Here is a 25,403-nt window from a genome sequence, read left to right on the forward strand (position 1 = left end):
CCCGATGATCCCCGTATCCGCAGGTGTGCCGGCCGAGATCGCAGTACAGGCCGTCCCCGACGACGACCGGCTCTGGGTGCAGCAGGCACCGGGCGTGTGGTTCCGGCCGCTGATGCTCAATACGGTCACCGGCCAGTGGTGCAACCTGCTGAAGGTCACCCGCGCCGGCATCGTCTCCCGGCACCGCCACCCCAGCGCCGTGTTCGGCTACGTGATCAAGGGCAAGTGGCAGTACGACGAACACCACTGGGTCGCCGAGGCCGGGTCGTTCGTGTACGAGCCGCCCGGCGAGATCCACACCCTGCGCGTACCGGAGGACTGCACGGAGATGATCACGTTCTTCAACATCTCCGGCGCGATGATCTACGTCGACGAGGCCGGCAACCAGATCGGCTACGAGGACACGTTCACCAAGATCCAGCTCTGCCGCGACCACTACGGCGCCAACGGCCTGGGCGCGGACTACGTGGACCAGTTCATCCGCTGACCTCGCGGACCGCCGCGATCACCCGGTCCAGCGACGGTGAGTGGCCGCGGTCGCCGCGGGTGAACAGACCGACCTGACGGTCCACACCGGCGTCGTGGATCGGCACGAGCTTCACCCCGTCGAGGTTGGCGGTGGTAACGGCCAACTGGTTGGTCACGCCGACCCCGAGGCCGTGCCGGACCAGGGACAGCAGGGTCTGGGGCTGATTGGTCCGGAAGGCCGACGCAGGGCTCAAGCCGGCGGACGCGAACGCCAGGTGCGACTCGAACTGCCGCGGCCCGTCCGATTCGCCGATGGAGACGAGCGGAAGCTCCGCGAGCTGCTCGAGGCTGACGGACTCGCTGCCGGCCAGCGGGTGCTTGGCCGGGAAGACTGCGGTGAGCGGCTCGCGCCAGAGCACCTCGTGGACCAGGGACTCATCCGTCACCAGTGGGTGCACCGGCCGGATCGCGAGGTCGATGTCGCCGCGGAGCAGCGCGCTCTCGAGGTCGATGCTCGGCCCCTCGACGAGCAGCAGCCGGATGGTGTCCGGCAGGCGGCGTACGACGCGCGGGAACAGCCAGGCGGCCGCGCTCGGATAGGCGCCGAAGCGGACCTCTCCCCCGGCGTTCAGGCTCTGGACGTTGCGCAGGATCTCCTCGGCGCGCGGCAGCAGGGCGCGGCCTTCCGGCGTCAGGCTGGTCGGATGAGTGCGGTCGAAGAGCTGTACGCCGAGGGCGCGCTCGAGCTCGGCCACGTGTTCGCTGATCCGCGACTGACCGCGGTACACCGCCTTGCCGGCCGCGGAGAACCCGCCGTACCGCGCGACGGCGACGAAGCTCACGATCCAGTCCATCCGGAAGCCGTACGCCGCGTTGAGGTCCATGCGCGTCACGGTAGCCGGGAAGACGCGGGCCGGGGCCGGCGTTGGTAGTGGTGTGCGCGAAGTAGCGGTGATCGGTGCGGGACAGGCGGGGCTGTCGGCGGCGTACCACCTGGTGCGGCTCGGATTCACGCCGTACGACGAGGTCGTGGTGCTGGACCGGAATCCGGCGCCCGGCGGGGCGTGGCAGCACCGGTGGGACTCACTGACGATGCACGACGTGCACGGGATCGCGAACCTTCCCGGCGTACCGGTGCCGTCGAGCTCTGACTCCGAGCGTGCCAACGCCTTCGTCCCGGCGTACTTCGCCGGCTACGAGAAGCGCTTCGACCTGCCGGTGGTGCGGCCCGTGTCGGTCGAGAGCGTCCGGGAGATCGCCGGCGGGTTCGAGCTGCGGACCTCGGCCGGCTCGTACTCCGCGGCCGCCTTGGTGAACGCGACCGGGACGTGGGACCGGCCGTTCATCCCCTGGTATCCGGGGATCGAGACGTTCAGGGGCCGGCAACTGCACACCGCTGACTACGGCGGCGCTGAGGAGCTCGCCGGTCAGCATGTCCTCGTGGTCGGCGGTGGCGCGTCGGCGGTTCAGTTGCTGGCGGAGATCTCCGCCGTCGCGACCACGACCTGGGTGACGCGGCGTCCGCCGGAGTGGCGCACGGGTGACGACTTCACGCCGGAGTACGGACGACAGGTTGTCGCACGCGTCGAGGAACGAGTCCGGGCCGGCCTGCCACCACGCAGTGTGGTGAGCGTGACCGGTCTGCACCTGCGTCCCCAGGAACAAGCCGCCTGGGAACGCGGCGCCTACACCCGCCACCCGATGTTCTCCCGGATCACGCCAGACGGCGTGGAGTGGGCAGATGGTCGCAGTGAACACGTCGACACCATCCTCTGGGCGACCGGCTTTCGCGCCGACCTTGCCCACCTGGCCCCACTCCACCTCCGCGAACCCTCCGGCGGCATCCGCATGAACGGCACCGCCACCGCCGCCGACCCGCGGATCCACCTGGTCGGCTACGGACCCTCCGCGTCCACCATCGGCGCCAACCGGGCCGGCTTCGCCGCCGCCCGTGCCCTGCGGGACCTCCTCAAAGAGCAGGCCGCCTAGCTTTGTGGGCGGCAGACCTCACCCTGGATCGCGGTGACGAAGTGGTCGGTCTGCCAATGCTGGTTGAGGTAGGTGTAGCCGGTGGCGTTCTCGTAGCGGCCGGTGCCGCCGGTGAACTCCTGGGTGCCGCCGGCGTGGCCGGTTCCGGTGGTCGTGTTCACGTTGCCGATGCTGGTCTCGAGAGCGGTCAAGGTCGAGCCGTCCCCGAACGTGTAGGTGATCGTCCCGCTGACCGGGCGGTAGCCGGGCGCGGTCGGCGGCGCCTCGCCCCGGGAGCCGAGGATGAAGACGCTGGTGCCGTCGAAGCCGTGCCGGCCGCGGAACGTGCCGGCCACGCAGACCTGGGTCGGCGGCGGGCAGCCAACGTCGACGACCTTGTCGTAGATGGTCGCGTCGACCTGCTCGCAGCGCGGGTGCGCGTTGGCTACGGACGAGCCGGCGACGACGCCGGCACTGGCGAGGGCAACGGCTGCGATGCGCAGAGATCTCATCGGTCCTCCTGTGGTGAGTGTCCGCGGCAGCCTAGGAACGGACCCGGCCCGGTGGAGGTGCCGGTTCACGACGTACTGCGCCAGTCCAATCTCGATCAGATAACGCGGCGCAGCGCGGCCAGCCCGGCCTGGATGCGGTCGGCCGCGATCGCGCCGTACCCGAAGACGAACCCGTTCGGACCGGGGCCCTCGATCCCCCAGCGCGAGACGGTCCCGAGGTGCACGCCCTCGGCGAGAGCGCGCGCGGCCAGCGTCGTGTCCGGCGGCTGCCCGCGCGTGAGGAGCGCGGCCATGTGCGTGCCGCCGCTGGACTCGATCGGCTCGAGCTCACCGTCGAACTGCTCACGCAAGGTGCTGATCAGCATGTGATGCCGGCGCTCGTACGCGCCTCTCATCCGCCGGATGTAGCGGGCCAGGTCGCCGTTCTCGATGAAGGCGGCGAGCGCGGCCTGCACATGCCCGCCGGTGCCGTAGTCGGCGACGAACTTCGCCCGCCGCGCGGCCTCGGCCAGCGTCGCCGGGAGGCCGAGGAACCCGACCCGCAGCGCCGGCAGCAGGGTCTTGGAGAACGACCCGACGTACAGCACGCGCCCCTCGGTGTCGATGGCCTGCAGCGGCGTCAGCGGACGCCCGGTGAAGCGGAACTCCGAGTCGTAGTCGTCCTCGACGATCGCCGCATCGTGGCGCGCTGCCCATGCGAGCAACGCCGTACGGCGTGAGTCGGACATCGGCATGCCCAGCGGGAACTGGTGCGACGGCGTCACGTACACCAGTCGCGTCCCGGCCGGGATCTGGTCGACCACCAGACCCTCGCTGTCGACCGGCACCCCGACGACGTGCGCGCCATGGGCAACGAATCCGCGATAGGCGGGCAGGTAACCAGGGTCCTCGACGGCCACTGTGTCGCCCGGCTCGAGCAGCACACGCGCGGCGATGTCGAACGCCTGCTGCGCTCCGGTCGTGATCACGAGCTGCTCCGGCGCGATCCGGACGCCGCGGCTCACGACCAGATGCCGCGCGAGCGCCGTACGCAGCGGGGCCGAGCCTGCCGGATCGGCGTAGCTGACGTCGGTCCGGGTCCGCAGTTGATCGTTGAGCAACGCCCGCCACCGCGCGAACGGGAACTGCGCCCGCGCCGGAACACCCGGCGCGAAGTCGAACTCGGCGTCCGGCCGGGTGAGATCGGGTACGGCGAGCTGCTCGGTGCTCCAGATCGCCCGGGGCTGCAGCAGCGACGCGGGCGGCTCGGTCGACGCGTGGCCGCGCTGCCCGGTGACGACCGTCCCGATCCCCGCGCGGGAACGGATCAACCCGTGCGCGGCAAGCCGTTCGTACGCCGCGACCACCGTCGCCCGCGACACCGACAACCGTTCGGCCAGCTCCCGCGAGGACGGCAGCACTGTCCCCGCCGGCAGCACATTGGCGCCGATCCGCTCGTACAACTGCGCGTAGATCTGCTCGGCGAGGCCGCCCTCCCCCAACTGCAGATGCAGATCCATGCAGGCATTCTCGCCAACGGATCAGCTCACAACGAGGGCATGTTCCTGCGTGTTCGCGCGGTGCCCGGCGACAGTCCTCGGGATCAGCAGGCCCGCGACCAGGAACAGGGCGGCGACCAGGAGCCAGCCGGGCCACCCCCAGGAGATCGCGACCGTGGTCAGGAGCAGGGGCGCGACGAGGTCGCCGAGCTGGCGGCCCATGGCGTAGGCCCCCTGGTACTGCCCCTGCGCACCGGCCGGCGCGAGCTCGAAGCTGATTCCCCAGCCGCCCGCCGACTGGAGCATCTCGCCGAGGACGTGGATCAGCGCGGCGACGATCAGCAGGCCGACCGTCACCACGCCGGACGTCGCATCGGTGAGAGCCAGCACCAGGCAGGCGCCGGCCAGCAGCAGCCCGGCCCGGCGGCCGGCTCGGGCCGCGCCGGAGAGGTGTTCGGTGCCGCGGGCCACCCGGACCTGCAGCAGGATCACCGCGATCGAGTTGATCACCAGCAGGACCGAGATCATCCACCGCGGCGCGTCGGTCGCTGTCGCCACCCAGAGCGGGATCCCGACCTGCGCGAGCGCGGCGTGCATCGTCAGTACGCCGTCCAGCGCGACGAACACCAGGAACCGTCGGTCTGCCAGGGCAGTCAACCCCGACGGCCCACTGGCCCGCGGCACCTTGTCCACCTCGGGCATGCCGAAGCGGACCAGTCCGGCGGTGACCAGGTAGGTCGCCGCGTTCGCGAGCAGGGCGATCACATAGACCTCGCGCCGGTCCACCGCGAGAACGATCCCGGCCGACGCCATGCCGATCCCCATGCCGACGTTCGTCGCGACCCGGAGGATCGCCCGTGTCCGCACCCGCTGGTCGGCCGGCGACAGCCCCGCGATCAGAGCGCCCTTGGCGCCGCGTTGCCCGGAGTCCGCGATCGCGGTCACCGCGGCGACGACGACGTACGGGACGAACGAACGGACCTGGGTGAGTGCGGTCATGGTGAGGGCCTGGAGCAACAGGAATCCGACGTACGCACGGTTCGGGCCGAGGCGATCCGCAATCACACCGAGCGGGGTGCTCGTCACCAGACCGACCAACGCGGCCACGGTCAGCCCGATCCCGACGTGCCCGACGGACAGACCGGCCGCCCTGGTGAGGTACAGCGCGCCGACGGCCGCGTAGACGCCGTTCCCGAGCGTGTTCACCAACGTAGCCAGAACCAACCGACGGACTGCAGGCGGAAGAGAAGTCACGTGTTCACTGAAAGCCCAACAGCCCGGTCCGGATGGTGAATTGACGGATCCCGTCAGTCCAACGGCGGAGTCAGCGCATGATGAGGTTCAGGAGGTCGGCGCCGAGGGTGGTCAGGGCGGACTCGTCGAGGCGGTAGGCGACGAAGCGGCCTTGCCGTTCGGCGGTGACCAGGCCGGCGCGGGTGAGGGCTCTCAGATGGCGGGTGACCTGCGTGGGGTGGAGGCCCCAGAGGGCGGCGATCTCGCCGGCGGTGCGGGGTTCGCTCGCGACGGCGCGGCAGACCTGGAGGCGGTCGGGCGACGCGAGGGCGTCCAGCCGCGCCCGGATCTGCTGAGCAGTGGGTACGGCGGCGCTGCGGCCGCTCACGGGATAGATGATCGTGATCGGCTCGCCGGGGATCTCGCCGACGAACAGATGCGGCGCGATGTAGTTGCTCGGGGCAAGCAACAGGCTCCGGTCGCTGATGTCGACGCGCTTGCTCTGCACCTTCTGCACGACAACGCTGTCGGCGTCGCGGACGGCGACAGCGCTGTCCAGCGAGCACAGCATCGGACCGGCTCCGTCGCGGATGGCCAGATCGCGGTCGTGCCGGCCGCGGGCAGCCAGTTCGTCCCGAGACGACGACCAGACTTCGGCGAACCACTCCTGCCAGCAGGCATCCAGCAGGTCCACGAAGCGCCGTACCGGGTCGGCGGGAGACGTCACGAGCGCCTCGACCAGCGCAGCCACCGAACGGCCGCGGCTGCGCGCCCAGTGCAGTACGGCGTCGGTGTCGACGGACCGGCTGCTCAACGGGCGACCGTGCAACGGCCGGACCAGCTCGGCGGCCACGTCCTCGGGCGGACGGGACCGGAGCGCAGTCAGCTCATCGGACCACGACGGCATGCCAGTAGCAGCGGTCGTCGCGAAGAAGCGGGCGCGGACCGCACGCACAGTCCAGGACCACTGCGCGAGCTCGGAGCGCAGCTCAGCCGGCAGCGGCACGGACGCCGCCCACTCACTCCGGCCGTGGTGAGTGGGCTCGGCCAGCACGTGCAGGGCGCAACCCAACTCGATCAGCGGCGACGCAACATGCCGAATCCGCTCCGGCTCCAGCCTGCTGACGCCGGCGAGGACAGTAGGCATCGGTCGTGTCTCCTTATCCCCTGCCGTAGCGAGCAGGTGCTCGGCGGAGTGCCTCGGTGTGCTGGAGCGGAGGGCTCGATGCGGATCCATCGTGCCCTTCGCTCCCGTGCGGCGAGGCGCCCGCCGAGTGCCGCGCAGTAGGCAGGGGATGAGGAGACACGACCTAGTCCTTCAGTTTGAACTGGAGGTCGGTGTCCCAGTCGTTCATGTCGGGGACCTCGCGGGGGTCGGAGCGGTAGATCTCCAGGCGCGCAGTCCAGTGGTCGCCGTTCGCGTCCCACTCGATGCCCTGCTCCTCGCCCCAGGCCAGCAGGTCGCGGGTGGCCGCCATCAGACCGTCGGGGTGGCCGTGGTGGCTGACAGTCGCATAGCGGCCGGCCGGGAGGACGCCAGTGACGATCTCGCCCTCGCCGGAGCGCAGGTCGTCGACCGGGAACCCGATCTCCATCACCAGACCGGCTTCCATGTCGACCACGTCGTACTTGAAGAACGGCGCGTCGTTCGGCGCGATCTCCTTGGCGGCGAGCCAGTCGATCACCTCCCGCATCCGGTCCGCGAACGCCGCGATCCCGTCCATCGCGACCTTGCCCCGCAACGCGACGTACGGCCGCTCCGCCAACTCGATGATCTGCGGCATCGGTCCTCCAAATCTCGATGTTGGCCTCAACCTACCGCCCGGCGATTCCTGAGGGTCTACTGAGACCAGGGGGTCATCATGTTGAAGCTCAAGGTCCTGCTTGCCGCTGTGGCGCTCTCGATTGCGGGTCTGCCCGCGTACGCCGAGCCGACGACGCCGATCACCTACAACGCCGGCACTACGGCGACGCGGTTCACCGGACTGGCGTTCGACACGTGTTCGGCGCCGACGCTCGCGCAGATGACCGCCTGGAAGGCCTCGCCGTACAAAGCGATCGGCATCTACTTCGGTGGGGTCAACCGGAGCTGCGCGCAGCCGCAGCTGACCCCAGCGTGGGTCACGTCGGTCACCGCGACGGGGTGGCGGCTCGTGCCGATCTATCTGGGTCTTCAAGCACCCTGCGGCACCCGGACCTACAAGATGTCGACGACCGCGTCCAACCGGGAGGCGGTCCGGGACGCGGACGATGCGGTCGCGAAGGCCAAGGCTCTAGGCCTCCTGCCAGGCAGTGCGCTCTACAACGACATGGAGAACTACGACAACACCAACGCCGTGTGCCGCACCGCCGTACTGCATTACCTGTCCGCCTGGACGAAGGAACTGCACCTGCAGCGCTACCTCTCCGGCGTGTACGTCAACCAGGCCTCGGGCGCACCTGACCTCGCAGCGGCCTACAACTCCCCGTCGTACGCCCGACCGGACGCGGCATGGATCGCACGCTGGGACGGCAACAGCTCGCTGACCGGGTGGCCGCCCGTGCCCGACACGTTCTGGGCGGTCGGACAGCGCGGCAAGCAGTACCTGGGCGACCACACCGAGACGTACGGCGGCGTGGCGCTCAACATCGACAACGACCGGTTCGACGCACCGGTGGCGTCCGTCGCCTACAACTACACCGTCCGTACGACGATCCACTCGTACTCCGGCCCGTCCACCGCGTACCCGGTCCGCTCGACGATCGCGGCGAACGCCGGCGTCCGCGTCGTCTGCCAGACGTTCGGACCGAAGATCGGCACCACCACCGTCTGGGACAAGCTCATCGACGGCACCTACGTCACCGACTACTACGTGCGCACGCCCACCAAGCCCGGCTACAGCGCACCGCTGCCCGGCTGCAGCTTCTCCTTCCAGACAACGATCAACGGCCTGAGCCGACGGCACGGCCCGGGTACGGCGTATGCGGCGTACCCGAGCGCGTTGCCGGCCGGATCACTGGCGTGGATCACCTGCCAGCAGGCCGGTTCGAAGGTCGGCACCACGACGGTCTGGGACCGGCTGAGCGACGGCAGCTGGGTGACCGACTACTACGTCGCCACTGCGAGCAAGACGACCTACACCGCACCGATCCGCCGCTGCTGACCACTCACTCGGCCGTCACTGGGCCCAGGGCGGCTGCACCGCGGTGCCGTCGGCCAGGTAGCCCGTGAAGCCGGCGGTGATGGCGACGTACAGCTCTGCCGGCGCCTCGCCGAGGTTGGTCAGCGAGATCGGCTCACCGGCCGGCACGACGAGCCCGTCGCCCGGACCGAGCTTGTCGCCGTCCGGCGTGAGCTGCACGGTGCCGCTGATCACCATGAACACCTCGTCCCGGTCGATGGTGTGCGGCGCGTCGCCGCCGTGCCCCGGCTCGACCGTGAGCCGCCACGTGCACAACCCGGCCGAACCCCGGCTCGGCGCGGCGAGCCCGGCGAACTCGACTCCCGGCAGCTGGAACCGCGGCGCCTCGGCCGCGCGAATGACCTGCATGTCGTCCCCCAACCATTTAGACAAGCTGACTTGACCAAGCCAGCTTGTCTATAATGGCGGCTATGACGCGATCGGGCAAGCCGGATATCGGGATCTTGTTGCTGCTGGCCGACCAGGAGTTCGTCCGCGAGCTGCGCGCGCACCTGACCGCACAGGGGTACGACGACCAGGGCCGGTCGGACGGATTCGTCTTCCGGACGCTCGGCGCCGGACCGACCACGATCAGCGGCCTGGCCGAGCGGCTGGAGATCACCAAGCAGGGCGCCGGCCAGATCGTCGACGACATGGAACGCCGCGGGTACGTCGAACGCCGCCCCGACCCGTCCGACGCCCGCGCCCGGCTGCTCCACCTGACCGAGCGGGGCACGGCCGCGCTGTCGGCGGCGCGGAAGTTCCACCAGTCCTACGAACGCAGAGTCCGCGGACGGTTCGGCGACCAGGCGATCGACACGCTGCGCGAAGTGCTCGCCGAAATGGCCGGGGAAGGCCAGATCGACACCCCGCACTTCCGAGCGCTCATGTTCTAGCAGCATCTCGACAGGATGTGTCGGGTGTCCCCGGCCGCCTTCGCGCTGATCGGCGCGGGCACTCAGGCTCAATCCGCCGGCACATCCTGTCGAGATGCAGATGTTCTAGCTGAAGTACTGCGGGAAGAGGTCGTTGGTGGGCCAGGACTTCACGCCGTTGGCGGCGGTCCAGAGGGCGGCGTCGATGTCGCCGTACGACTTGCCGCTGGGGTCGTCGCGCCGGTTGAACAGGGCGGCCCAGCTCATCCCGTTGTAGGTGCGGACGACGATCGTGAACGTGCCGGGCATGCTGCCGGTGTGCCACGTGTTGCGGCCGGTGCCGCCGGTGACCGGGCGGATCTGCCAGCCGAGACCGTAGTACCAGCCGTCGGAGTTGATCCCGATCGACGGCTTCGCCCAGACGTGGCCGAGCGAGGTGCTGTTCAGCACGCTCGACGACGCGTCGAACATCTTCGCCCAGCGGACCAGGTCCGGCGCGCTCGCGATCCAGCCGCCGTTCGCGTCCTGGATCCGCATGCTGAACGTGCCGTACGGCGCGGGCACCGTCTTGCCGGACATGTCGAGCACGGTCGGGCCGGAGTACTGCGACTCGTACGACGTCTCGCCGCTGTGCTTGGCGATCGAGTAGCCGAGCGACATCCGCTTGATCTTCAGCGGCGCGAGCAGCTTCTGCTTGACGTACTCCTCGTAGCTCAGGCCGCTGACCTTCTCGATCACCCGGCCGGCGAGCGTGTACCCGAAGTTCGAGTAGGCGTACTTCGTGCCCGGGTCGAAGTCGAGCTTCTGGCCGGCCACGTACTTGATCACGTCGGCCTGGTGCAGCTCCATCGGCACGCCGAGCGTCCGGGAGATGGTGGCGTCCTTCCACTCCGGGTCACCGGAGACGTCCCGGTCCCAGCCGCCGAGGTGCTGGAGCACCTTCCACAAGGTGATCTGCGACCAGCGCGGGTCCCGGGTCAGCCCGGTCGCGGGCGTGATGTCGATGATGTTCGCGACCGGCGTGGACAGGCTCAGCTTGCCGTCCTGCACCAGCTTCAGGATCGCTGCGGCGGTGAACGACTTCGTCAGGCTCGCGATCCGGAACAGCGAGGTCGGCTGCACGGTCAGCGCGGTCGACGTGCTGTAGCCGCGGGCAAGCACCAGGCGACCCTTGTAGGTCACCGCGACCTGACCGCCGGTGATGCCGCGGGCCTGCATGAACGCCTTCATCTGGTTGTCGAACCCGGCCAGCGCCGGCACCGCGGTACCGGTCGTCTTCCAGGTCGCGGCAGCATCAGCAGGCCGCCCGATCAAGTATCCGGCCCCGGTGCCGACCGCAGCGGTCGCACCGGTGGCGACCGCGAGCTTCCCGAGATTCCGGCGCGTCAACTCCACGAAACGTGCTCCTTCAAGGCAGGGGTTTACGACTACGTACCGCGTTGAAGGAAGTCTTTCACCCGAAGAGGTCTACTCGACCATCGATGCGTAGGAGATCACGCCACGGCGGATCTGGTCGACGACGGAGCGCGCCGTGCTGCGCAGCGGAGTGGGGCCGGCCGCGTCGGCGATCTGCTCGGTGAGGTCGATGAGCTGCTTGACCCAGCGGACGAAGTCACCGGCCGCGAGGTCCGACTCGTACAGCACTTCGGCCAGCGATGCACCCGACGCCCACCGGAACGCGGGCCAGCAGAAGTTCAGATCCATCGACCGCAGGAAGTCGACCCGCATGTCCCGCTCCAGCGCGGACAGGTCCCGCCAGATCGACCCCATCCGCTCGAGCGCCAGCCGGACGTCGCCACGCGGCAAGCGGGGTGACGTCGGCTCGTCCTTCGACCGCGACTCGTAGACCAATGCGGCCAGGCAGGAAGCCAGCTCGGGCACGGTCAGGTCGTCGAAGACTCCTTGCCGTAGGCACTCGGCCGCGACCAGGTCGAGCTCGGTGTAGATCCGCGCCAGCCGGTCGCCGGCCTCGGTCGTCTTGTCGCCTTCGAGGTAATGCAGCGCATCCAGCACCTGGCAGACCCGGTCGAACTGGCGGGCGATCGTGTTCGTCCGCTGCTCGATCTTGCGCTGGACCTCACGGTTCTCCCGGTCGAGCCGGAAGTACCGCTCCGCCCACCGGGCGTGGTCCTCACGGTCCGAGCAGCCGTGGCACGGGTGCGCGCGCAACTGCGCCCGCATCTCCTGCAGCTCCGGGTCGTCCGCGTGACTGATCGCATCCTTGCCGCGGGTGCGCGACGGCGGTCCGTCCTCACCCAGCAGGTCGGTCCGCGTCCGCAGTACCTGGGCGAGCTCGCGGCGCTGCTGCGGGTTGCGCGGGTTGAACTTGCGCGGGATCCGCAGTACTCCGATCGCCTCGACCGGGGTCGGGAAGTCGACCATCGACAGCTTGCGCACTTGCCGGTCCAGCGTCAGCACGGTCGGCCGCGGGCCTTCGCGCTCGGACCGCATCCCCGGGTCGAGCACCAGCGCCCAACCCGCGCTGCGGCCGGCCGGGATCCGGATGATGTCGCCGGTCCTCAGCTTCTCGATCGACTCCTGCGCCTCGACCCGGCGGTCGAGCTTGCGCCGCTTCGAGCCGGACGCCTCGCGATCACCGATCCGCCGGCGCAGCGCGGCGTACTCGAGGAAGTCGCCGAGGTGGCAGTCGATCGACTCCTTGTACCCCTCCAGGGCCTCGGTGTTGCGCTGCACCTGACGCGCCAGCCCGACCACGGCCTGGTCGGACTGGAACTGCGCGAACGACAGCTCGAGCATGTCCCGCGCCCTGGTCCGCCCGACCTGACGAACCAGATTGACGGCCATGTTGTACGACGGGGAGAACGACGAGCGCAGCGGATACGTACGGGTGCTGGCCAGGCCGGCGACCTCGCGCGGATCGAATCCGGGCTGCCACAGCACGACCGCGTGGCCCTCGACGTCGATCCCGCGACGCCCGGCCCGTCCGGTCAGCTGGGTGTACTCCCCCGGGGTGATGTCGACGTGCGCCTCGCCGTTCCACTTCGACAGCTTCTCCAGCACGACGGTCCGGGCCGGCATGTTGATGCCCAGGGCAAGCGTCTCGGTGGCGAAGACGACCTTGATCAGGCCGCGCGCGAACAGCTCCTCGACGACCTCCTTGAACGCCGCCAGCATGCCCGCGTGGTGCGCCGCGATCCCGCGGCTGAGCGCCTCGGCGAAGTCGTGGTACCCGAGCACGCCGAGGTCCTCGTCCGGCAGGTCCGCGGTCCGCTCGGCCACCACCCGCTTGATCTCGTCGCGCTCCGACGGCTTGGTCAGCCGCAGCCCGGACCGCAGGCACTGCACGACCGCGTCCTCGCAACCCTTGCGGGAGAAGATGAAGTAGATCGCCGGCAGCAAGGCGCCGGCGTCCAGCTCCTCGACCACATCCGAGCGGTACGGCGTGAAATGCGACCTCGCCGGCCTGCCCTTCGGCAGGTCGCGGCGCCGACGGGGTTTGCGCGAGTCGTCGCGGAAGATCCGGTTGTCGTCCCGGGCGATCCGGACCAGCTGCGGGTTGACCAGGTCCTTCACGTCGGCCTTCACCGGCGCGTTGGCCTTGGCCGGGTTGCCCGATCTGGTTGGAGCCCCGACCCGGGCGGTCGGGGCCTCACCGGCGAACAGGTCGTGCAGCCGCTTGCCCACCATCACGTGCTGGAACAGCGGCACCGGCCGCCTCTCCTCCAGCACGACGACGGTGTTGCCGCGGACCGTCTCCAGCCAGTCGCCGAACTCCTCCGCGTTGCTCACCGTCGCCGACAGCGAGACCACCGACACCGAGTCGGCCAGGTGGATCAGCACCTCTTCCCAGACCGCGCCGCGGGACCGGTCGGCCAGGTAGTGCACCTCGTCCATCACGACGTACGACAGACCGAGCAGCGTTTGCGATCCGGCGTACAGCATGTTGCGGAGGACCTCGGTGGTCATCACGACGATCGGAGCCTCGGAGTTGACCGAGTTGTCGCCGGTGAGCAGGCCGACCTTGTCCGCGCCGTACCGGCTCACGAGGTCGCCGTACTTCTGGTTGCTCAGCGCCTTGATCGGAGTCGTGTAGAAGCACTTCTGCCCGCGCTGCAGCGCCAGGTGGACGGCGAACTCGCCGACCAGCGTCTTCCCGGAGCCGGTGGGCGCCGCGACCAGCACCTGATGACCGTCCTCGAGGGCGGCGCACGCCCGCAGCTGGAACTCGTCCAGGTCGAAGTCGTAGAGCCCCCGGAACTCCTTGACGGCCGGATGCTCCTGGTCCGAGCGGAACGAGGCGTACTTCTCGGACGGGGTACTCATGGCCCCAATCTATGCGACGCCGCCTACAGATTTGTCCTGGAGCCGGTTCCTGACGAACGTCGCGGCGCGGTCGAGCGCTTCGTCGGCCTCGGACATGAAGCCGGCGAAGTACTGGAACACGTGCGGCGCGCCGGCGATGACGTCGAGGCTCACGTCCACGTCCTGCTCCGCGGCGCGGGCGACCAGGCGGAGCGAGTCGTCCAGCAGGATCTCCGCCGTACCGACCTGGACCAGCAGCGGCGGCAGCCCCTTCAGGTCGGCGAAGACAGGGCTGGTCAGCTCGTTCTTCGGGTCCGTGCCGTTCAGGTAGAGCTCGGCGGACTCGGCCATGTTGGCGCGGCTGAACAGCGGGTCGTCCTCGTCGCGGTTGTCCATGCTCGGGCTCCTCAGCGAGACGTCGGTCCACGGCGACAGGAGCACCACGCCCGCCGGCTGCGCCAGCCCCTCGGCCCGCGCCGCGATCAACGCGGCCAGCGCCAGACCGCCGCCGGCCGAATCGCCAACGATGACGACGTTCTGACCACCCTCGACCAGCTCCCGGTACGCCGCCAGCGCATCGTGGACGCCGGCCGGGAAGGGATGTTCGGGGGCGAGCCGGTAGTCCAGCGAGATCGCCGGAACACCGCTGCGACGGGACAACGGCGCGGCCAGGTTGGCGCCGGTCCGCGCGGAACCGACGACGTACGAGCCGCCGTGCAGGTAGAGGATGACCCCGTCGGCGTCGGCGCCGTCGACACGCACATCGAGGGCGGGTACTCCGCCGAGCGTCCGCTCCGCCAGCTTGACGTCGTCCCCGAGCGGACGGCCGGCGAACAACTCGTCGAACTCGGCCCGCTGCTGCTCCGGCGTCCGCCCGACCACGGACTTCTGCATCATGCCGCGGGCTGCTTCACGTTCTGCAACGCTCATCGTCTGACTCCTGATGATAGATTCCGAGGAATATAGTTCTCTCCAACTACATTCCGAGGAACCTAATTCCGTGACTGATCTCACAGCATTGTTCACGGACCTGGTCCGGCTGGAAACGAGGCTCTACAACGTGCTCGACGCCCGGCTCAAGGCGGAGCACGAGCTCCCGCTCGGCCAGTTCGAGTTCCTGCGGTTCATCTCCGCCCACGGCACCACCCGGGTCTTCGACCTGGCCCGCGCGATGGCGATCACCGTCGGCGCCACCAGCAAGGCCGTCGACCGGCTCGAGTCCGCCGGCCGCGTCCGCCGTACGGCGAACCCCGACGACCGCCGCTCGTCGCTGGTCGAAATGACCCCGCTGGGCGAACGCGCCCTGGCCGCGGCGTCACCCACGGTCGAGGCCGAGCTCAACACCTGGGTCGGATCGGTCCTGCCCGCCCCCGTCCTCGAACAACTCGCCACCAGCCTGTCGATGCTCAGACAGCGCGCGGAGGCCGACCACCGGACCGATCGCGTCCCGGAAGCAGGGTCGCCGGAAGCAACGTCACCGCGGTAAGTCCGAGGATCCACCAGAAGGTGTCCGCGAACGCCGCCGCCGGATCGCCGACGTGATGTCCGAGGCGTGACTGCAGGATCGACGTCACCGCGGCAGCCCCGGCCGAAGCACCGATGGTGGTCACCGTGGTGACGAGGCTCGTCGCGCCGGGGATGTCTGCTGGATCGAGACCGTGGTACGCCGACACCGACACCGGCACCGTGGCCGCAGCGATTCCGATCCCCCAGACCAGCAAGGCGATCGCCAGGACGACGAAGGAACTCGTGGCCGTCACCTGGGTGAACGCGACCGTAGCGGCGACGGTGATCCCGACTCCGGCCAGGGCCACCGGCCGAGCGCCGATGCGGTCCGTGGACCGGCCGACGAGAGGTAGGGCCAGCACCGTCCCCAGACTCTGCGGGGCGAGCAGCAGCCCCGCCTCCAGCGCACTGTGGCCACGAACCTGCTGCAGATAGAGCGGCATCAGGAGCATCGCTCCGAACACCGAGAACCGGGAGAGGAAGTTCAGCACCGCCGCGACCGTCACCGGAAGGTGGCCGAACAGCCGAAGGTCGAGCAAGGGCGTCGTCGTTCGCAGCGCGCGCACCACGAACGCCGCGAGCAGCGCTACGCCGGTGATCGCCGCGGGCCAGGTCGCCGTACCGCTGAGGGACATGACAAGGAGCGCTATCGCCGGGGAGACGAGCGCCAGCCCGAGCAGGTCCGGTCCACCTGAGCGACGGACCGCGTCGGCCGGGACAACCCTCCAGGCGAGGGCGATCGCGATCAACCCGATCGGCACGTTGACGAGGAAGATCCACTGCCAGCCGAGCGCGTCCACCACCACGCCGCCGAGCAGCGGACCGGCGATCGGCGCCAGCTGCGCGGGAATCGCGACCAGGCTCATCACCCGGCCGCGGCGGTCGGGACCGGCTGCCTTGACCATGATCATCATGGTGAGCGGGACGATCATGCCGCCGCCGAGCCCTTGCAGGACCCGGAACGCGATCAGGCTGCCCACCGACCAGGACGTGGCGCACAGCGCGGAGCCGCCGCAGAAGACAGCCAGTGCCGTCAGCCAGATCGCCCGGGCACCGAACCGCTCGACCAGGCGCCCGGTGGTCGGAATCGTGACCGCGATCGACAGCAGGTACCCGGCGCTGACCCATTGGACGGCGACCACGGGCGCACCGAAGTCGGCGACGATCCTGGCCAGCGCGACCGTCACCATCGTCATGTCGAGCAGCGGAGTGATGGCCCCGACGACCACGACTCCGGCGAGTTTCAGAACGGACCGATCCAGGGCGAGCTCAGTCATTCCCGGCACACTACACCGTGCAGTGTAGTAGCGCTACACTGCACGGTGTAGTCGAGAAGAGGGCAGGTTCGGGTGCTGAGAGAAGGCTCGCCGGCAAAACGGTCGGCCATCGTGCGGGCGGCGTTGAAGGTGTTCCTCGCCGAGGGTTACGCCCGCGCCGGGGTGGATGCCATCGCGGCCGAGGCCGGGGTCTCGAAGCGGACGATCTACGACTACTACGGCGGTAAGGAACGCCTGTTCCTGTCCGCGGTCGCGGAGACCCGGGCCGGGATGGAGCAGACCTTCGACGACTTGCTGCGGCGGACGATCGACGAGATCGACGATGCCGACGACATCGAGGCGGCGCTGGTCGCCTTCGGTCAGGCGTTCGCGACCGAGGTGTCCCGCTCGTCGGAACGAGCCGCGGTACTGCGGCTCATGATCGCGGAGATCCGGCATTTTCCCGCGCTGCTCGACGGGCAACCGACCCGCGACGCGCTGGCCGACCGGCTGCGCGACCTCGACAAGCGCGGCCTGCTCGCGGTGCCGGATCCGGCGGAAGCGGCGGAGTTTCTCGGGATGCTCGTCACCGGTCCGGTGCAGAACAGGTCCTGGTACGGCGCGGTCGCGGTGGAACCGGCCGAGATCGAGCGGCTGGTGCGGAGCGGCGTACGGATCTTCCTGGCTGCTTATCGCGCGACATGACGCAGCCGGGCTCCCTTCCCTGGTGGTCCGACGGGAGCCCGGCTGCGCGCCTGGGGGTGGCTAGCTGATGTGGTACGGGTCGCCGTAGACCTTCCAGTCGAGCGGGGTGTCCAGGTTGAAGTTGCCGTTCTTGAGGAACACCCGCTGGGCCGTGTCGACCCGGCTGGTGTCGCTGTGGGCCTCTTCCTGCTTCATCGCCCACACCCGCGCATCCAGGAAGGCGTTCAGCCAGGTCGTCTCGTTGCCGCCCTGGGACGGCGGCTTGGCCTTGCCGAGCGCGCGCTTGCGGATGCCGCCGAAGCTGGTCGAGTCGTTGCCCGGACCGTGCATGACGATCGCGTCGTAGTAGCAGAACTGACCGAGCGTGCGGACCCCGTCGGACTTGCCCTGCGCCACCGCCGGGTTGAAGTACACCCGGTCGCGCTCGTCGTTCTGGCAGCCCTGGAAGGCGGTGTCCTTGGCGGCGGTCTTCCAGTCCTTGGTGTAGTTCGGGTCGAGGCCCTTGTGCGAGTCGCTGCCGTTCACCTTGCGCAGCGCCGGCAGGTACTTCGCCAGCACGTTGCCCGGCTTGCGGTCGGTGTACAGCTCGACCAGGTCGAGCATGTCGCCGGTGCCCGAGCAGAATCCGATGATGCCCGCGGTGTACCCACGGCCGTCGTCGATGTCCTCGATGTACTTGTACTGCGCCTTCCAGTCCAGCGACGAGTTCTCCGCGCTGCAGACGATCTCCATCGCGATCTCTTTCTTCGCGGGATCGTCGAGCCCGGTCGCTGTGACAGCACCGACCGCGGCGTCCGCGTGCGGCGCGTAGCGGGAGATGGCGAGGCCGGCGGGGACGGCCGCGAGCGACAGCCCGAGCATCAGTGCGGTCCTGCGGGTGGGGCGGTTCTCCATGACTCCTCCGAGGGGCGTCCGAGGGCACTAACTGTTAGGAAGCTTTCCTATCAGACGGAGGACAGAAATGAGAATAGCTCGGACATTAATGTTTTCAGGCGAAGGCTCAGGCGAACACGGTCAGTGCGCCCGGCGCGATGCCGATGTCAACCGGCAGTTGGCCGAGCGGCTCGCCGTCGGCGTACGCCGTGATGCCGGGCGACTCGATCCGGATCGAGCGTCCCTGGAGGGTGCGCACCGCCGGGTGGCCGACGTGGGTGCCCTTCGACAGCTTCGGGAACAGCTGGAGCAGGGTCAGCCGCGACACCGGCTCGATGATCGTGACGTCCAGCAGACCGTCGTCGATGGAGGCGCCGGCGCAGATCTGCAGTCCCCCGCCGTACGTCGGTCCGGTGCCGACCGCGACGAGCATCGCGCTGGTCTCGATCGGGTCGCCGTCGACGGTCACGACGTACTCGAGCGGGGTGAACGTGCGCAGCTCGGCGAGGGTGGCGACCGTGTACCGGGAGCTGCCCTTCGGCCAGGACATCGCGTTGGCGCGCTTGTTCACCAGCGAGTCGAAGCCGCCGGCCACGACCGTGGTGATGAAGATGTCCTTCGCGGTGGCGAGGTCGATCGTCCGGGTCTTGCCCGCCACGACCAGGTCGGCCGCAGCCAGCGGGTCCTTGAGCGGTACGCCGATGCCGCGGGCGAAGTCGTTGCCGGTACCGGCCGGGATGACGCCGAACGGCATCCCGGAGTTCGCCAGCACCTGCGCGCCGAGGTGGACCGTCCCGTCACCGCCGATCAGCGTGACCGCATCCGCACCGGACGCGACCACCTCGCCGGCGATCCGGCCGACGTCCTCGGCGCAGGTCGTGGCATGAACGTCGACCGTCAGCCCCGCCGCGGCCAGCCGATCCCGCACCACCGGCGCAATCCGCGCACCCAAGCCCCGACCGCTGGTGGGGTTGACCACCAGCGCAATCCGTCGACTCATCAGTCAGCCAGCAGCTCTTCGCTGCGGGCCTTACGGCGTTTGTCGTTGATCCGAGCGATCACCTCGGAGGCGAAGAACAGCACGCACATCGGGAACGCCAGCAGACACATCGTGAACGGGTCACCCGACGGCGTCGCCACCGCGGCGAACACGAAGATCACCAAGATGATGTACGGCCGGAACTTGGAGAGCGCGCTGGCCGGCAGCACACCCACCATGTTCAGCAGGACGACCACCAGCGGGATCAGGAACGCGATACCGAACACCAGCAATGTCCGGATCACGAAGTCCAGATACTTGCCGAGCTCGATCAGGTTCTGCACCTGGTCCGGAGTAAAGCCGAGCAGGATCTGGATGCCCTTCGGCAGGGTCCAGTAACCGAGGGCGATACCCGTGGCGAACAGCGGTGCGGCGATCGCGGCGAACAGGTACGCCCACTTCTTCTCGCTCCGGTGCAGACCCGGCGCGATGAACGCCCACAGCTGGAACAGCCAGATCGGCCCGGCGACAACCAGGCCGAGCAGGGCCGACACCTTGATCCGGAACGTCAGCGGATCGCCGACGCCCTGGAAGGTGAGCTGTGGCTTGAGGCCCCGGTTCTCCGCGAACGGCCTGACGGCCTGCTCGAACGGATGCTTCAGGATCTCCAGCGCCTGGTAGTAAATGAACCAAGCCGCGATCGTGCACACCACGATCGCGAGCACACTGATGAGCAGCCGGTTTCGGAGCTCGACGATGTGCTCGCGCAGGGTCATGCGACCCTCAGGGTCTTTCGGGTGGCGGTCCTGCTTCTCCTTCCGCCGCCCGAACTTCACCATCGACACAGGTGCGGCGTTCGGCTCAGTTGGCGGTGTGGGTCGGCGGCAGGCCGTCGCCCGGCGCCTGGCCGTTCACCTGGTTCGGCTGGGCGGCCTGGGCCTGCGGGGCCTGGGCCGGTGCCTGGGCCGGCGGCTGCGAGGCCTCCTGGGTCAGTTCCCCGTCCTTCTTCTTGGGGCCGACCTCCTCCTCCCAGATCTTCTTCGACTTGCCGAGCTGCTTCACCAGCGCCGGCAGCTTCGCCGATCCGAACAGCAGCACGACGATCGCGAGGATGACGAGCCACTCTGCGCCTTGGGGCATACCGAGGAGCGGTGCCATGTCGATCTCCCTTTCCAACATCAATTCGAAGCTCGAGCCTGAGTTCGTGGCCGAATACTACGCCGGAGCGTGCGCTTCCTCGCGGGTCTGTCCAGACCCGGCCGTGGACTGCGCGGCATCCAGCTTGGACTGGGCGGCGACCAACTCACGCGTCAGTGCCTTGGCCTGGCCCCACAGCTTCTTCGCGAGCAGGGCGAGGACGAGCAGCCACACCGCCACCACCGCGAGGAAGAGCAGGAACCAGTACATACCCAGGAGCCTAGCTGGTTCCGGGCCGCCGCCCACGTCCACCGGGGCGTCTCGACGGACAACGGTGTCGGAACGTGATGGTAAAACCGAGTGTCTCCGCGGCGTGACAGCGCGGGACAGCTGGTACTACAACGGCCTGAAGACGGCCTGACGGCGGCTCGGCGAGGGGGCAGGGATGGCGCGGATCGGCGTCGAGGAGCGGCGGGCACGACTCGGGCGCCGGCACCGGCTCGGGGTGGGCTGCCAGGCCGCGGACCCGGTCGAGGCGGCCGCGTCGATGGTCGCGTTGCACGCCACCGATCCGGCCACGGTGCACCTCAGCATCGCCGCCAGGGTGCCGGGGAGTGACGTCGCGAGCACGGAGCGTGCGCTGTACGACGATCGCTCGCTGATCCGGATGCTCGGCATGCGCCGTACGGTGTTCGTCGTGCCGACACCGTTCGCGCCGATCGTGCAGGCGGCGTGCACCGACGACATCGCGATCAAGCAGCGGAAGCTGCTGGTCAAGCACCTGAACGAGGCGGGGATCGCGGAGGGCGCCGAGGCGTGCGGGCGCTGGCTCGCCGCCGTCGAGGAGTCGACCGCGACCGCGCTGGCATTGCGCGGGTCGGCGACGGCGCAGGAGCTGTCGGCCGACGAGCCGCGGCTGCGGACCAGGCTGAACATGGCTGCCGGGAAGACGTACGCCGCCCAGCCGTACGTGACGAGCCGCGTGTTGTTCCAGCTCTCGGCGGAGGGCCGGATCGTGCGTGGCCGGCCGCTGGGCACGTGGCTGAGCGGGCAACACCAGTGGTCACCTTCAGAGGACTGGCTGCCGGGTGGGCTCGGCGACAGGCCGGTGGCGGAGGAGGCGCGGGTGATGCTCGCGCGGGCGTGGCTGTCGTCGTTCGGCCCGGGCACTGCGGCTGACCTGCAGTGGTGGGCCGGGTGGACGGGCGGGCAGACGAAGAAGGCGCTGGCCGCGGTCGAGGCGGTCGCCGTGGACCTGGACGGCCAGGTCGGGTACGTGCTGCCCGGCGACGAAGCTCCCGAAGTACCGGTCGAGCCGTGGGTCGCGTTCCTTCCCGGGCTGGATCCGACTCCGATGGGTTGGAAGGAGCGCGACTGGTTCCTCGGCCCGCACAAGTCCAGGCTGTTCGACAACACCGGCAACATCGGACCGACCATCTGGGCCGACGGCCGCATCATCGGCGGCTGGGGCCAGCCCGAGTCCGGCGAGGTCCGCTACGAGCTCCTCGAGGACGTCGGCAGCGACACCACCACCCTGGTCGCCACCGAAGCAGCCCGCTGGACCACCTGGCTCGCCGGCGTCCGCGTCACTCCCCGCTTCCGCTCCCCCTTGGAGAAGCAGCTCAGCCGAGGCTGACCACGAACCGCGGCGGATCGCACAGCGGTCCCATGACCGGAGCGGTGCCGATCATCCTCAACTCGGCCCCGACGAGTTCCCTGAGCGCCTGGAACCGGGACGAGAGGTCGAGGACGAAGCGTGCGCCGACACACGCGGCAGGACCGACTCCGAACGGCAGGTACGCGTCCCGGTAACGCTCCGGCGGATCGATCCACCGCTCCGGCCGATACGCCTCGGGGTCCTCCCAGACCTGCGGCCGGCGGTGCATGAGGTACGTGCAGATGTACACCTGGTCACCCGGCTCCGCCTTGCGGTCGCCGATCGCGATCGGCTGCCGTACGTCGCGGTGCAACAGCCAGGCCGGCGGCCACAGGCGCAACGCCTCACGCACGGGATCGCCGGAGGGGACGGGTGGTACCTGGAGAACCGCGCCGGCCGGAGTCTGCGGTGTCCAGCCTGCTCGCAGGAGGAGAGCCCAACTGAGTGCGACCGATGTCGCGCGACAGGCAGCTCCGATCATGCCGTCCATCGCCAAGGTGACTTCGTCCTTCGAGTCGAGGACGGTGCGGAGGGCGTCGACGAGTTCGTTGCCCGGATCCGTCCGTTCCAGTTCGCCGTACAAGCCGGAAAGGGTCCTGCTGTGGGCCAGGCGCGACTTCCAGCGCCCGACCCGGCTGCCGTCGTGCGCCAGGCCGACCAGCGCGGCCAGACTCCGGCTGTAGCGGGAGAGCAACCGCTCACGGGTGTTCGGCAGCACGTGTGGCACCACCAGCCGCAGACACAGCTCACCTGCTCCCACCGGCCAGGGCACGGTGAGGTCCTCAGTCAGCAAGTCGGCCATCCGGTCCGGCGACGACTCCCGTAAGGCCGACTCGATTGCTGTCGCCATCGCAATCGTGGCGGGACGACCGGACGCAGAGCCAGGAACCCAGCCAGGAATCTCCCCGAAGGGTGCCGACTCGGCCCGCAGCGGCTCCGTCGTGCTCTTCAGAACCGTCCGGGCCAGCTGCGGATCGGTGACGAGGAAGCTGCCACCTGCCAGCACCCGCAGGCCTACCCGCGGCTCCTTCGACCACTGCTCGAGAACAGCCGCCGGGTCCGCGGTGAGTTGCTCGGTCTCAGCCTCGGACGTCTCTACGGTCTCGATGACTTCGCCCCCTCCTGCCGGTGCGACCGGGACCGGCGGCCCGCCGTCCGTGCGGCAGACCGCCGTCGCCTGTCACGTGTCGTAGATGTAGTAGGTCCAATAACGCCGTGCGCGCAGACCGTCGCCACGGCGGCTCGAACGCATCAAGAAACGCAGAGTCCGCATAGCTGTCCCCTCCTTCACAGTCGTGTGCTGGTGTGAGGCTCTAGCTCACACGGCGGACTGCGAGAGCGGTATCACTTCGAGTAACGTCGAAGCGCGGGTCAGTCGTCGTACGCCGACAGGGCTTCGCGGGCGGTGGCTGCGATCTGGGTGGTGAGGTTGGGGGGATCGAGGACCGTGGCGGCGCCGCCGAGGCGGAGGACGAGGCGTTGGAGCCAGGCGGTGTCGGCGACACGGAGTTTGACGATCAGGGAGTCGTCGGGGCCCTCTTCGACGGACTCGTTCGGGTAGTACTCGGCGACCCAGCGGGCCGGTGGGGCCAGCTTCACAGTGGCCAGGAGGTCCTGCTCGGAGGGCTGGAACATGCCGTTCGACAGGTCGCGCGGCGTGGCCTCGGGCGGTGGTTCGCTGGCCAGGTCGAGGAGTTTGACGGCAGCGATGCGATCCAACCGGAAGAGCCGGACGTCCTCGGCCAGGCGGCACCACGCCTCGAGGTACGTGCGGCCTTCGGACACGACCAGCCGCATCGGGTCCACGTCGCGCTCGGTCGTCTCGTCGCGCGACGGTACGTCGTACGTCAGGTGGAGCCGGCGCTTCCCGGCCAGTCCGCGGTTGACGGTCTCGGCGATCTCCGGCGCGGCGGGCTCGACGTGGACATGCGCCGCGGCACCCTCGCTCGCCGCCGCAGCCTCCCCCGCCGCCCGCTCCAGCTTGGCGATCGCCCGATCGACCGCGTCCCGGTCCGCGCCGGCTGTGACCTCGCGCAGGGTGCGCAGGGCGGTCAACAGCGCCAGGGCCTCGGCTGCGGCCAGCCGCAACGGCCGCGCGAGGTAGTCCGCGTTGTTGATGTGGATGACGCCGTCGCCCTCGGCAGCCTCGATGTCGATCTCGATCAGATCGCCCATCTGTGCACCGGGCAGCCCACAGAACCACAGCACCTTCAGGTCCGCGATGATCTGCTTCGGCCGTACGCCGAACTCCTTGGCCACGTCGTCGACCCGTGCGCCGTCGTTCTCCCGCAGGTACGGCACCAATGCCAACAGGCGCTGCACCTGGTCACGCGCATTGCTCATGCCCCAGCCACCGTCCGCAGCCGCCACAGGACGCCGTCCAGCACGTCCCCAGGGCCTTCGACGACCGCATCGGGGCCGTACGACGCGATCTCCTCGGCCAGCACGGACGAGTCTGCATACGGGACGTGCAGCAGGTCCCAGCCCGGTTCGTACTCCTCGATGGCGTTCGAACGGCGGCGCAGGCTCACACACGAGCCCGTCCGCGCCCGCACCTTCGCCTCGGACGTCGGCCGCGGCGGAGCGAGCTCCGTCACCAGCGAACGCAGATCGGTCCCCTCGGGGACCGTGAACGCGCCCGGCTCCCCCACCGTCTTCACATTGCCGCCGATCCGCGACAGCCGGAACATGCGGGTCGCCTCGCGGTCCCTGTCCCGGCCGACGACATACCAGCGGCCGTGCCACGACACGATGCCCCACGGCTCCAGCGTCCGCGTGGTCGACTCTGACGCCCCACTGCGCACGTGCTGGAACCGGACTGCCTGCCGCGCCACGACAGCGGACCAGAGTGGGTCGAAGGCCGGCTCCGACGCACCGACGTGCGGCTCGATCGCGCTGAGAGCCGACTGGTCGGTCTGGATCCCTGCCGCCTTGAGCTTCAGCACCGCCGAGGTGGTCGCCTCGGACAGGCCAGCGTGCTGCCAGACCCGCGCGGCGACGCCGAGCACGGCGGCCTCGTCCGGCTCCAGGTGCACTTCGGGGAGCTCGAAGACGTCGCGCCGGATCCGGTACCCGACCTCGTCGGAGAAGAACTTGTCGATCGTGCCCATCTCGATCGGGATGCCGAGGTCGCGCAGCTCGTCCTTGTCCCGCTCGAACATCTTCTCGAACGCGTCGTCGGTCTGGCGGGCGTACCCCTCGACGACCTCGCGGATGCGCTCCTTCGTCACGTAAGTGCGCGCGACCAGCAGGCAGATGACCACATTGAGCAGTCGCTCACTCTTCCGCGCCGACACCCGACCACCTTACGGCCTCCGGGCGTCCAAAACCCG

At 69.3% G+C, this 25,403-nt stretch carries 26 protein-coding genes; 7 read left to right on the forward strand and 19 right to left on the reverse strand.

Going from position 1 to position 25,403, the window contains the following annotated elements:
- Positions 1–4: 4 nt before the first annotated feature.
- Complete coding sequence (locus ACIA58_RS40675; RefSeq protein ID WP_396409222.1) at positions 5–487, forward strand: 2,4'-dihydroxyacetophenone dioxygenase family protein; 483 nt, start codon at positions 5–7, stop codon at positions 485–487.
- Here the strand turns inward: ACIA58_RS40675 and ACIA58_RS40680 are convergent.
- On the reverse strand, positions 477–1,352 hold the full coding sequence (locus tag ACIA58_RS40680; protein WP_396409223.1) for a LysR family transcriptional regulator: 876 nt from the start codon (positions 1,350–1,352) through the stop codon (positions 477–479). The two genes, ACIA58_RS40675 and ACIA58_RS40680, sit on opposite strands and share 11 nt — an antisense overlap.
- On the opposite strand from ACIA58_RS40680, the gene ACIA58_RS40685 reads away from it, so the two are divergent.
- On the forward strand, positions 1,351–2,457 hold the full coding sequence (locus tag ACIA58_RS40685; RefSeq protein WP_396409224.1) for an FAD-dependent oxidoreductase: 1,107 nt from the start codon (positions 1,351–1,353) through the stop codon (positions 2,455–2,457). The genes ACIA58_RS40680 and ACIA58_RS40685 overlap by 2 nt on opposite strands.
- Here ACIA58_RS40685 and ACIA58_RS40690 read toward each other — a convergent pair.
- The 5 genes from ACIA58_RS40690 to ACIA58_RS40710 all read right to left on the reverse strand — a co-directional run bounded on the left by ACIA58_RS40690 (position 2,454) and on the right by ACIA58_RS40710 (position 7,443).
- Positions 2,454–2,948 (reverse strand): hypothetical protein, encoded by a 495-nt coding sequence (locus ACIA58_RS40690; RefSeq protein WP_396409225.1) that lies wholly within the window; start codon positions 2,946–2,948, stop codon positions 2,454–2,456. The genes ACIA58_RS40685 and ACIA58_RS40690 overlap by 4 nt on opposite strands.
- A 95-nt stretch (positions 2,949–3,043) precedes the next feature.
- On the reverse strand, positions 3,044–4,447 hold the full coding sequence (locus ACIA58_RS40695) for a PLP-dependent aminotransferase family protein (RefSeq protein ID WP_396409226.1): 1,404 nt from the start codon (positions 4,445–4,447) through the stop codon (positions 3,044–3,046).
- A 21-nt stretch (positions 4,448–4,468) separates the two neighbouring features.
- Positions 4,469–5,680 carry an MFS transporter gene (locus ACIA58_RS40700; RefSeq protein WP_396409227.1) on the reverse strand — a complete coding sequence of 404 codons (1,212 nt, stop codon included), beginning with the start codon at positions 5,678–5,680 and terminating at the stop codon, positions 4,469–4,471.
- Between the two features lie 70 nt (positions 5,681–5,750).
- Positions 5,751–6,806, reverse strand: a complete 1,056-nt coding sequence (locus tag ACIA58_RS40705; protein WP_396409228.1) for a DUF5937 family protein — start codon at positions 6,804–6,806, stop codon at positions 5,751–5,753.
- Between the two features lie 163 nt (positions 6,807–6,969).
- Positions 6,970–7,443: a GyrI-like domain-containing protein gene (locus tag ACIA58_RS40710; RefSeq protein WP_396409229.1), complete on the reverse strand. Its 474-nt coding sequence runs from the start codon at positions 7,441–7,443 to the stop codon at positions 6,970–6,972.
- Between the two features lie 78 nt (positions 7,444–7,521).
- Between ACIA58_RS40710 and ACIA58_RS40715 the strand changes: the two genes are divergently transcribed.
- Positions 7,522–8,802, forward strand: coding sequence for a glycoside hydrolase domain-containing protein (locus ACIA58_RS40715; protein ID WP_396409230.1), 1,281 nt, complete (start codon positions 7,522–7,524; stop codon positions 8,800–8,802).
- 15 nt (positions 8,803–8,817) lie between these two features.
- On the opposite strand, the gene ACIA58_RS40720 is transcribed toward ACIA58_RS40715, so the two are convergent.
- On the reverse strand, positions 8,818–9,189 hold the full coding sequence (locus ACIA58_RS40720; RefSeq protein ID WP_396409231.1) for a cupin domain-containing protein: 372 nt from the start codon (positions 9,187–9,189) through the stop codon (positions 8,818–8,820).
- A gap of 62 nt (positions 9,190–9,251) precedes the next feature.
- Between ACIA58_RS40720 and ACIA58_RS40725 the strand changes: the two genes are divergently transcribed.
- Positions 9,252–9,716: a MarR family winged helix-turn-helix transcriptional regulator gene (locus ACIA58_RS40725; protein ID WP_396409232.1), complete on the forward strand. Its 465-nt coding sequence runs from the start codon at positions 9,252–9,254 to the stop codon at positions 9,714–9,716.
- A gap of 105 nt (positions 9,717–9,821) precedes the next feature.
- On the opposite strand, the gene ACIA58_RS40730 is transcribed toward ACIA58_RS40725, so the two are convergent.
- From ACIA58_RS40730 to ACIA58_RS40740, 3 genes are all read right to left on the reverse strand, one after another.
- Positions 9,822–11,090, reverse strand: coding sequence for a serine hydrolase domain-containing protein (locus tag ACIA58_RS40730; RefSeq protein ID WP_396409233.1), 1,269 nt, complete (start codon positions 11,088–11,090; stop codon positions 9,822–9,824).
- Between the two features lie 72 nt (positions 11,091–11,162).
- Positions 11,163–13,979, reverse strand: coding sequence for a DEAD/DEAH box helicase (locus tag ACIA58_RS40735; protein ID WP_396409234.1), 2,817 nt, complete (start codon positions 13,977–13,979; stop codon positions 11,163–11,165).
- A gap of 9 nt (positions 13,980–13,988) precedes the next feature.
- On the reverse strand, positions 13,989–14,888 hold the full coding sequence (locus ACIA58_RS40740; RefSeq protein ID WP_396409235.1) for an alpha/beta hydrolase: 900 nt from the start codon (positions 14,886–14,888) through the stop codon (positions 13,989–13,991).
- Positions 14,889–14,958: 70 nt separating this feature from the next.
- Between ACIA58_RS40740 and ACIA58_RS40745 the strand changes: the two genes are divergently transcribed.
- The gene (locus tag ACIA58_RS40745; RefSeq protein WP_396409236.1) at positions 14,959–15,444 is read left to right on the forward strand and encodes a MarR family winged helix-turn-helix transcriptional regulator; all 486 of its coding nucleotides are present in this window, start codon (positions 14,959–14,961) and stop codon (positions 15,442–15,444) included.
- Here the strand turns inward: ACIA58_RS40745 and ACIA58_RS40750 are convergent.
- Complete coding sequence (locus ACIA58_RS40750) at positions 15,365–16,741, reverse strand: DHA2 family efflux MFS transporter permease subunit (protein WP_396409237.1); 1,377 nt, start codon at positions 16,739–16,741, stop codon at positions 15,365–15,367. The two genes, ACIA58_RS40745 and ACIA58_RS40750, sit on opposite strands and share 80 nt — an antisense overlap.
- A 111-nt stretch (positions 16,742–16,852) precedes the next feature.
- On the opposite strand from ACIA58_RS40750, the gene ACIA58_RS40755 reads away from it, so the two are divergent.
- Positions 16,853–17,425 carry a TetR/AcrR family transcriptional regulator gene (locus ACIA58_RS40755; protein ID WP_396409238.1) on the forward strand — a complete coding sequence of 191 codons (573 nt, stop codon included), beginning with the start codon at positions 16,853–16,855 and terminating at the stop codon, positions 17,423–17,425.
- 60 nt (positions 17,426–17,485) lie between these two features.
- On the opposite strand, the gene ACIA58_RS40760 is transcribed toward ACIA58_RS40755, so the two are convergent.
- The 5 genes from ACIA58_RS40760 to ACIA58_RS40780 form a co-directional block, all read right to left on the reverse strand.
- Positions 17,486–18,319: a chitosanase gene (locus ACIA58_RS40760; RefSeq protein WP_396409239.1), complete on the reverse strand. Its 834-nt coding sequence runs from the start codon at positions 18,317–18,319 to the stop codon at positions 17,486–17,488.
- A 106-nt stretch (positions 18,320–18,425) separates the two neighbouring features.
- Entirely contained in the window at positions 18,426–19,298 is an 873-nt protein-coding gene (locus tag ACIA58_RS40765) for a diacylglycerol/lipid kinase family protein (protein ID WP_396409240.1), read from the reverse strand.
- The gene (tatC, locus tag ACIA58_RS40770; RefSeq protein ID WP_396409241.1) at positions 19,298–20,053 is read right to left on the reverse strand and encodes a twin-arginine translocase subunit TatC; all 756 of its coding nucleotides are present in this window, start codon (positions 20,051–20,053) and stop codon (positions 19,298–19,300) included. Before tatC ends, ACIA58_RS40765 begins: the two co-directional genes overlap by 1 nt.
- 85 nt (positions 20,054–20,138) lie before the next feature.
- Positions 20,139–20,435 (reverse strand): twin-arginine translocase TatA/TatE family subunit, encoded by a 297-nt coding sequence (locus tag ACIA58_RS40775; protein WP_396409242.1) that lies wholly within the window; start codon positions 20,433–20,435, stop codon positions 20,139–20,141.
- 57 nt (positions 20,436–20,492) lie between these two features.
- On the reverse strand, positions 20,493–20,684 hold the full coding sequence (locus ACIA58_RS40780; RefSeq protein ID WP_329002008.1) for a hypothetical protein: 192 nt from the start codon (positions 20,682–20,684) through the stop codon (positions 20,493–20,495).
- Between the two features lie 175 nt (positions 20,685–20,859).
- On the opposite strand from ACIA58_RS40780, the gene ACIA58_RS40785 reads away from it, so the two are divergent.
- Positions 20,860–22,050 (forward strand): winged helix DNA-binding domain-containing protein, encoded by a 1,191-nt coding sequence (locus ACIA58_RS40785; protein ID WP_396409243.1) that lies wholly within the window; start codon positions 20,860–20,862, stop codon positions 22,048–22,050.
- Here ACIA58_RS40785 and ACIA58_RS40790 read toward each other — a convergent pair.
- The 3 genes from ACIA58_RS40790 to ACIA58_RS40800 form a co-directional block, all read right to left on the reverse strand.
- On the reverse strand, positions 22,037–23,077 hold the full coding sequence (locus ACIA58_RS40790) for a cytochrome P450 (RefSeq protein WP_396409244.1): 1,041 nt from the start codon (positions 23,075–23,077) through the stop codon (positions 22,037–22,039). The genes ACIA58_RS40785 and ACIA58_RS40790 overlap by 14 nt on opposite strands.
- A 365-nt stretch (positions 23,078–23,442) precedes the next feature.
- Positions 23,443–24,414: a helix-turn-helix transcriptional regulator gene (locus tag ACIA58_RS40795; protein ID WP_396409245.1), complete on the reverse strand. Its 972-nt coding sequence runs from the start codon at positions 24,412–24,414 to the stop codon at positions 23,443–23,445.
- Positions 24,411–25,367 carry a helix-turn-helix transcriptional regulator gene (locus ACIA58_RS40800; RefSeq protein ID WP_396409246.1) on the reverse strand — a complete coding sequence of 319 codons (957 nt, stop codon included), beginning with the start codon at positions 25,365–25,367 and terminating at the stop codon, positions 24,411–24,413. The genes ACIA58_RS40795 and ACIA58_RS40800 overlap by 4 nt, the downstream gene beginning before the upstream one ends.
- Positions 25,368–25,403: the final 36 nt, after the last annotated feature.

Origin of the sequence: Kribbella sp. NPDC051586 (assembly GCF_044453965.1) — a bacterium.
Classification (GTDB): domain Bacteria; phylum Actinomycetota; class Actinomycetes; order Propionibacteriales; family Kribbellaceae; genus Kribbella.

Excerpts from the sequence above, each read along its gene's own strand:
- ACIA58_RS40675 (WP_396409222.1), top strand. The coding sequence starts at position 5 with ATGATCCCCGTATCCGCAGGTGTGCCGGCCGAGATCGCAGTACAGGCC.
- ACIA58_RS40685 (WP_396409224.1), top strand. The coding sequence starts at position 1,351 with ATGCGCGTCACGGTAGCCGGGAAGACGCGGGCCGGGGCCGGCGTTGGT.
- ACIA58_RS40680 (WP_396409223.1), bottom strand. The coding sequence starts at position 1,352 with ATGGACCTCAACGCGGCGTACGGCTTCCGGATGGACTGGATCGTGAGC.
- ACIA58_RS40690 (WP_396409225.1), bottom strand. The coding sequence starts at position 2,948 with ATGAGATCTCTGCGCATCGCAGCCGTTGCCCTCGCCAGTGCCGGCGTC.
- ACIA58_RS40695 (WP_396409226.1), bottom strand. The coding sequence starts at position 4,447 with ATGGATCTGCATCTGCAGTTGGGGGAGGGCGGCCTCGCCGAGCAGATC.
- ACIA58_RS40705 (WP_396409228.1), bottom strand. The coding sequence starts at position 6,806 with ATGCCTACTGTCCTCGCCGGCGTCAGCAGGCTGGAGCCGGAGCGGATT.
- ACIA58_RS40710 (WP_396409229.1), bottom strand. The coding sequence starts at position 7,443 with ATGCCGCAGATCATCGAGTTGGCGGAGCGGCCGTACGTCGCGTTGCGG.
- ACIA58_RS40715 (WP_396409230.1), top strand. The coding sequence starts at position 7,522 with ATGTTGAAGCTCAAGGTCCTGCTTGCCGCTGTGGCGCTCTCGATTGCG.
- ACIA58_RS40720 (WP_396409231.1), bottom strand. The coding sequence starts at position 9,189 with ATGCAGGTCATTCGCGCGGCCGAGGCGCCGCGGTTCCAGCTGCCGGGA.
- ACIA58_RS40725 (WP_396409232.1), top strand. The coding sequence starts at position 9,252 with ATGACGCGATCGGGCAAGCCGGATATCGGGATCTTGTTGCTGCTGGCC.
- ACIA58_RS40735 (WP_396409234.1), bottom strand. The coding sequence starts at position 13,979 with ATGAGTACCCCGTCCGAGAAGTACGCCTCGTTCCGCTCGGACCAGGAG.
- ACIA58_RS40740 (WP_396409235.1), bottom strand. The coding sequence starts at position 14,888 with ATGAGCGTTGCAGAACGTGAAGCAGCCCGCGGCATGATGCAGAAGTCC.
- ACIA58_RS40750 (WP_396409237.1), bottom strand. The coding sequence starts at position 16,741 with ATGACTGAGCTCGCCCTGGATCGGTCCGTTCTGAAACTCGCCGGAGTC.
- ACIA58_RS40760 (WP_396409239.1), bottom strand. The coding sequence starts at position 18,319 with ATGGAGAACCGCCCCACCCGCAGGACCGCACTGATGCTCGGGCTGTCG.
- ACIA58_RS40765 (WP_396409240.1), bottom strand. The coding sequence starts at position 19,298 with ATGAGTCGACGGATTGCGCTGGTGGTCAACCCCACCAGCGGTCGGGGC.
- tatC (WP_396409241.1), bottom strand. The coding sequence starts at position 20,053 with ATGACCCTGCGCGAGCACATCGTCGAGCTCCGAAACCGGCTGCTCATC.
- ACIA58_RS40775 (WP_396409242.1), bottom strand. The coding sequence starts at position 20,435 with ATGGCACCGCTCCTCGGTATGCCCCAAGGCGCAGAGTGGCTCGTCATC.
- ACIA58_RS40780 (WP_329002008.1), bottom strand. The coding sequence starts at position 20,684 with ATGTACTGGTTCCTGCTCTTCCTCGCGGTGGTGGCGGTGTGGCTGCTC.
- ACIA58_RS40785 (WP_396409243.1), top strand. The coding sequence starts at position 20,860 with ATGGCGCGGATCGGCGTCGAGGAGCGGCGGGCACGACTCGGGCGCCGG.
- ACIA58_RS40795 (WP_396409245.1), bottom strand. The coding sequence starts at position 24,414 with ATGAGCAATGCGCGTGACCAGGTGCAGCGCCTGTTGGCATTGGTGCCG.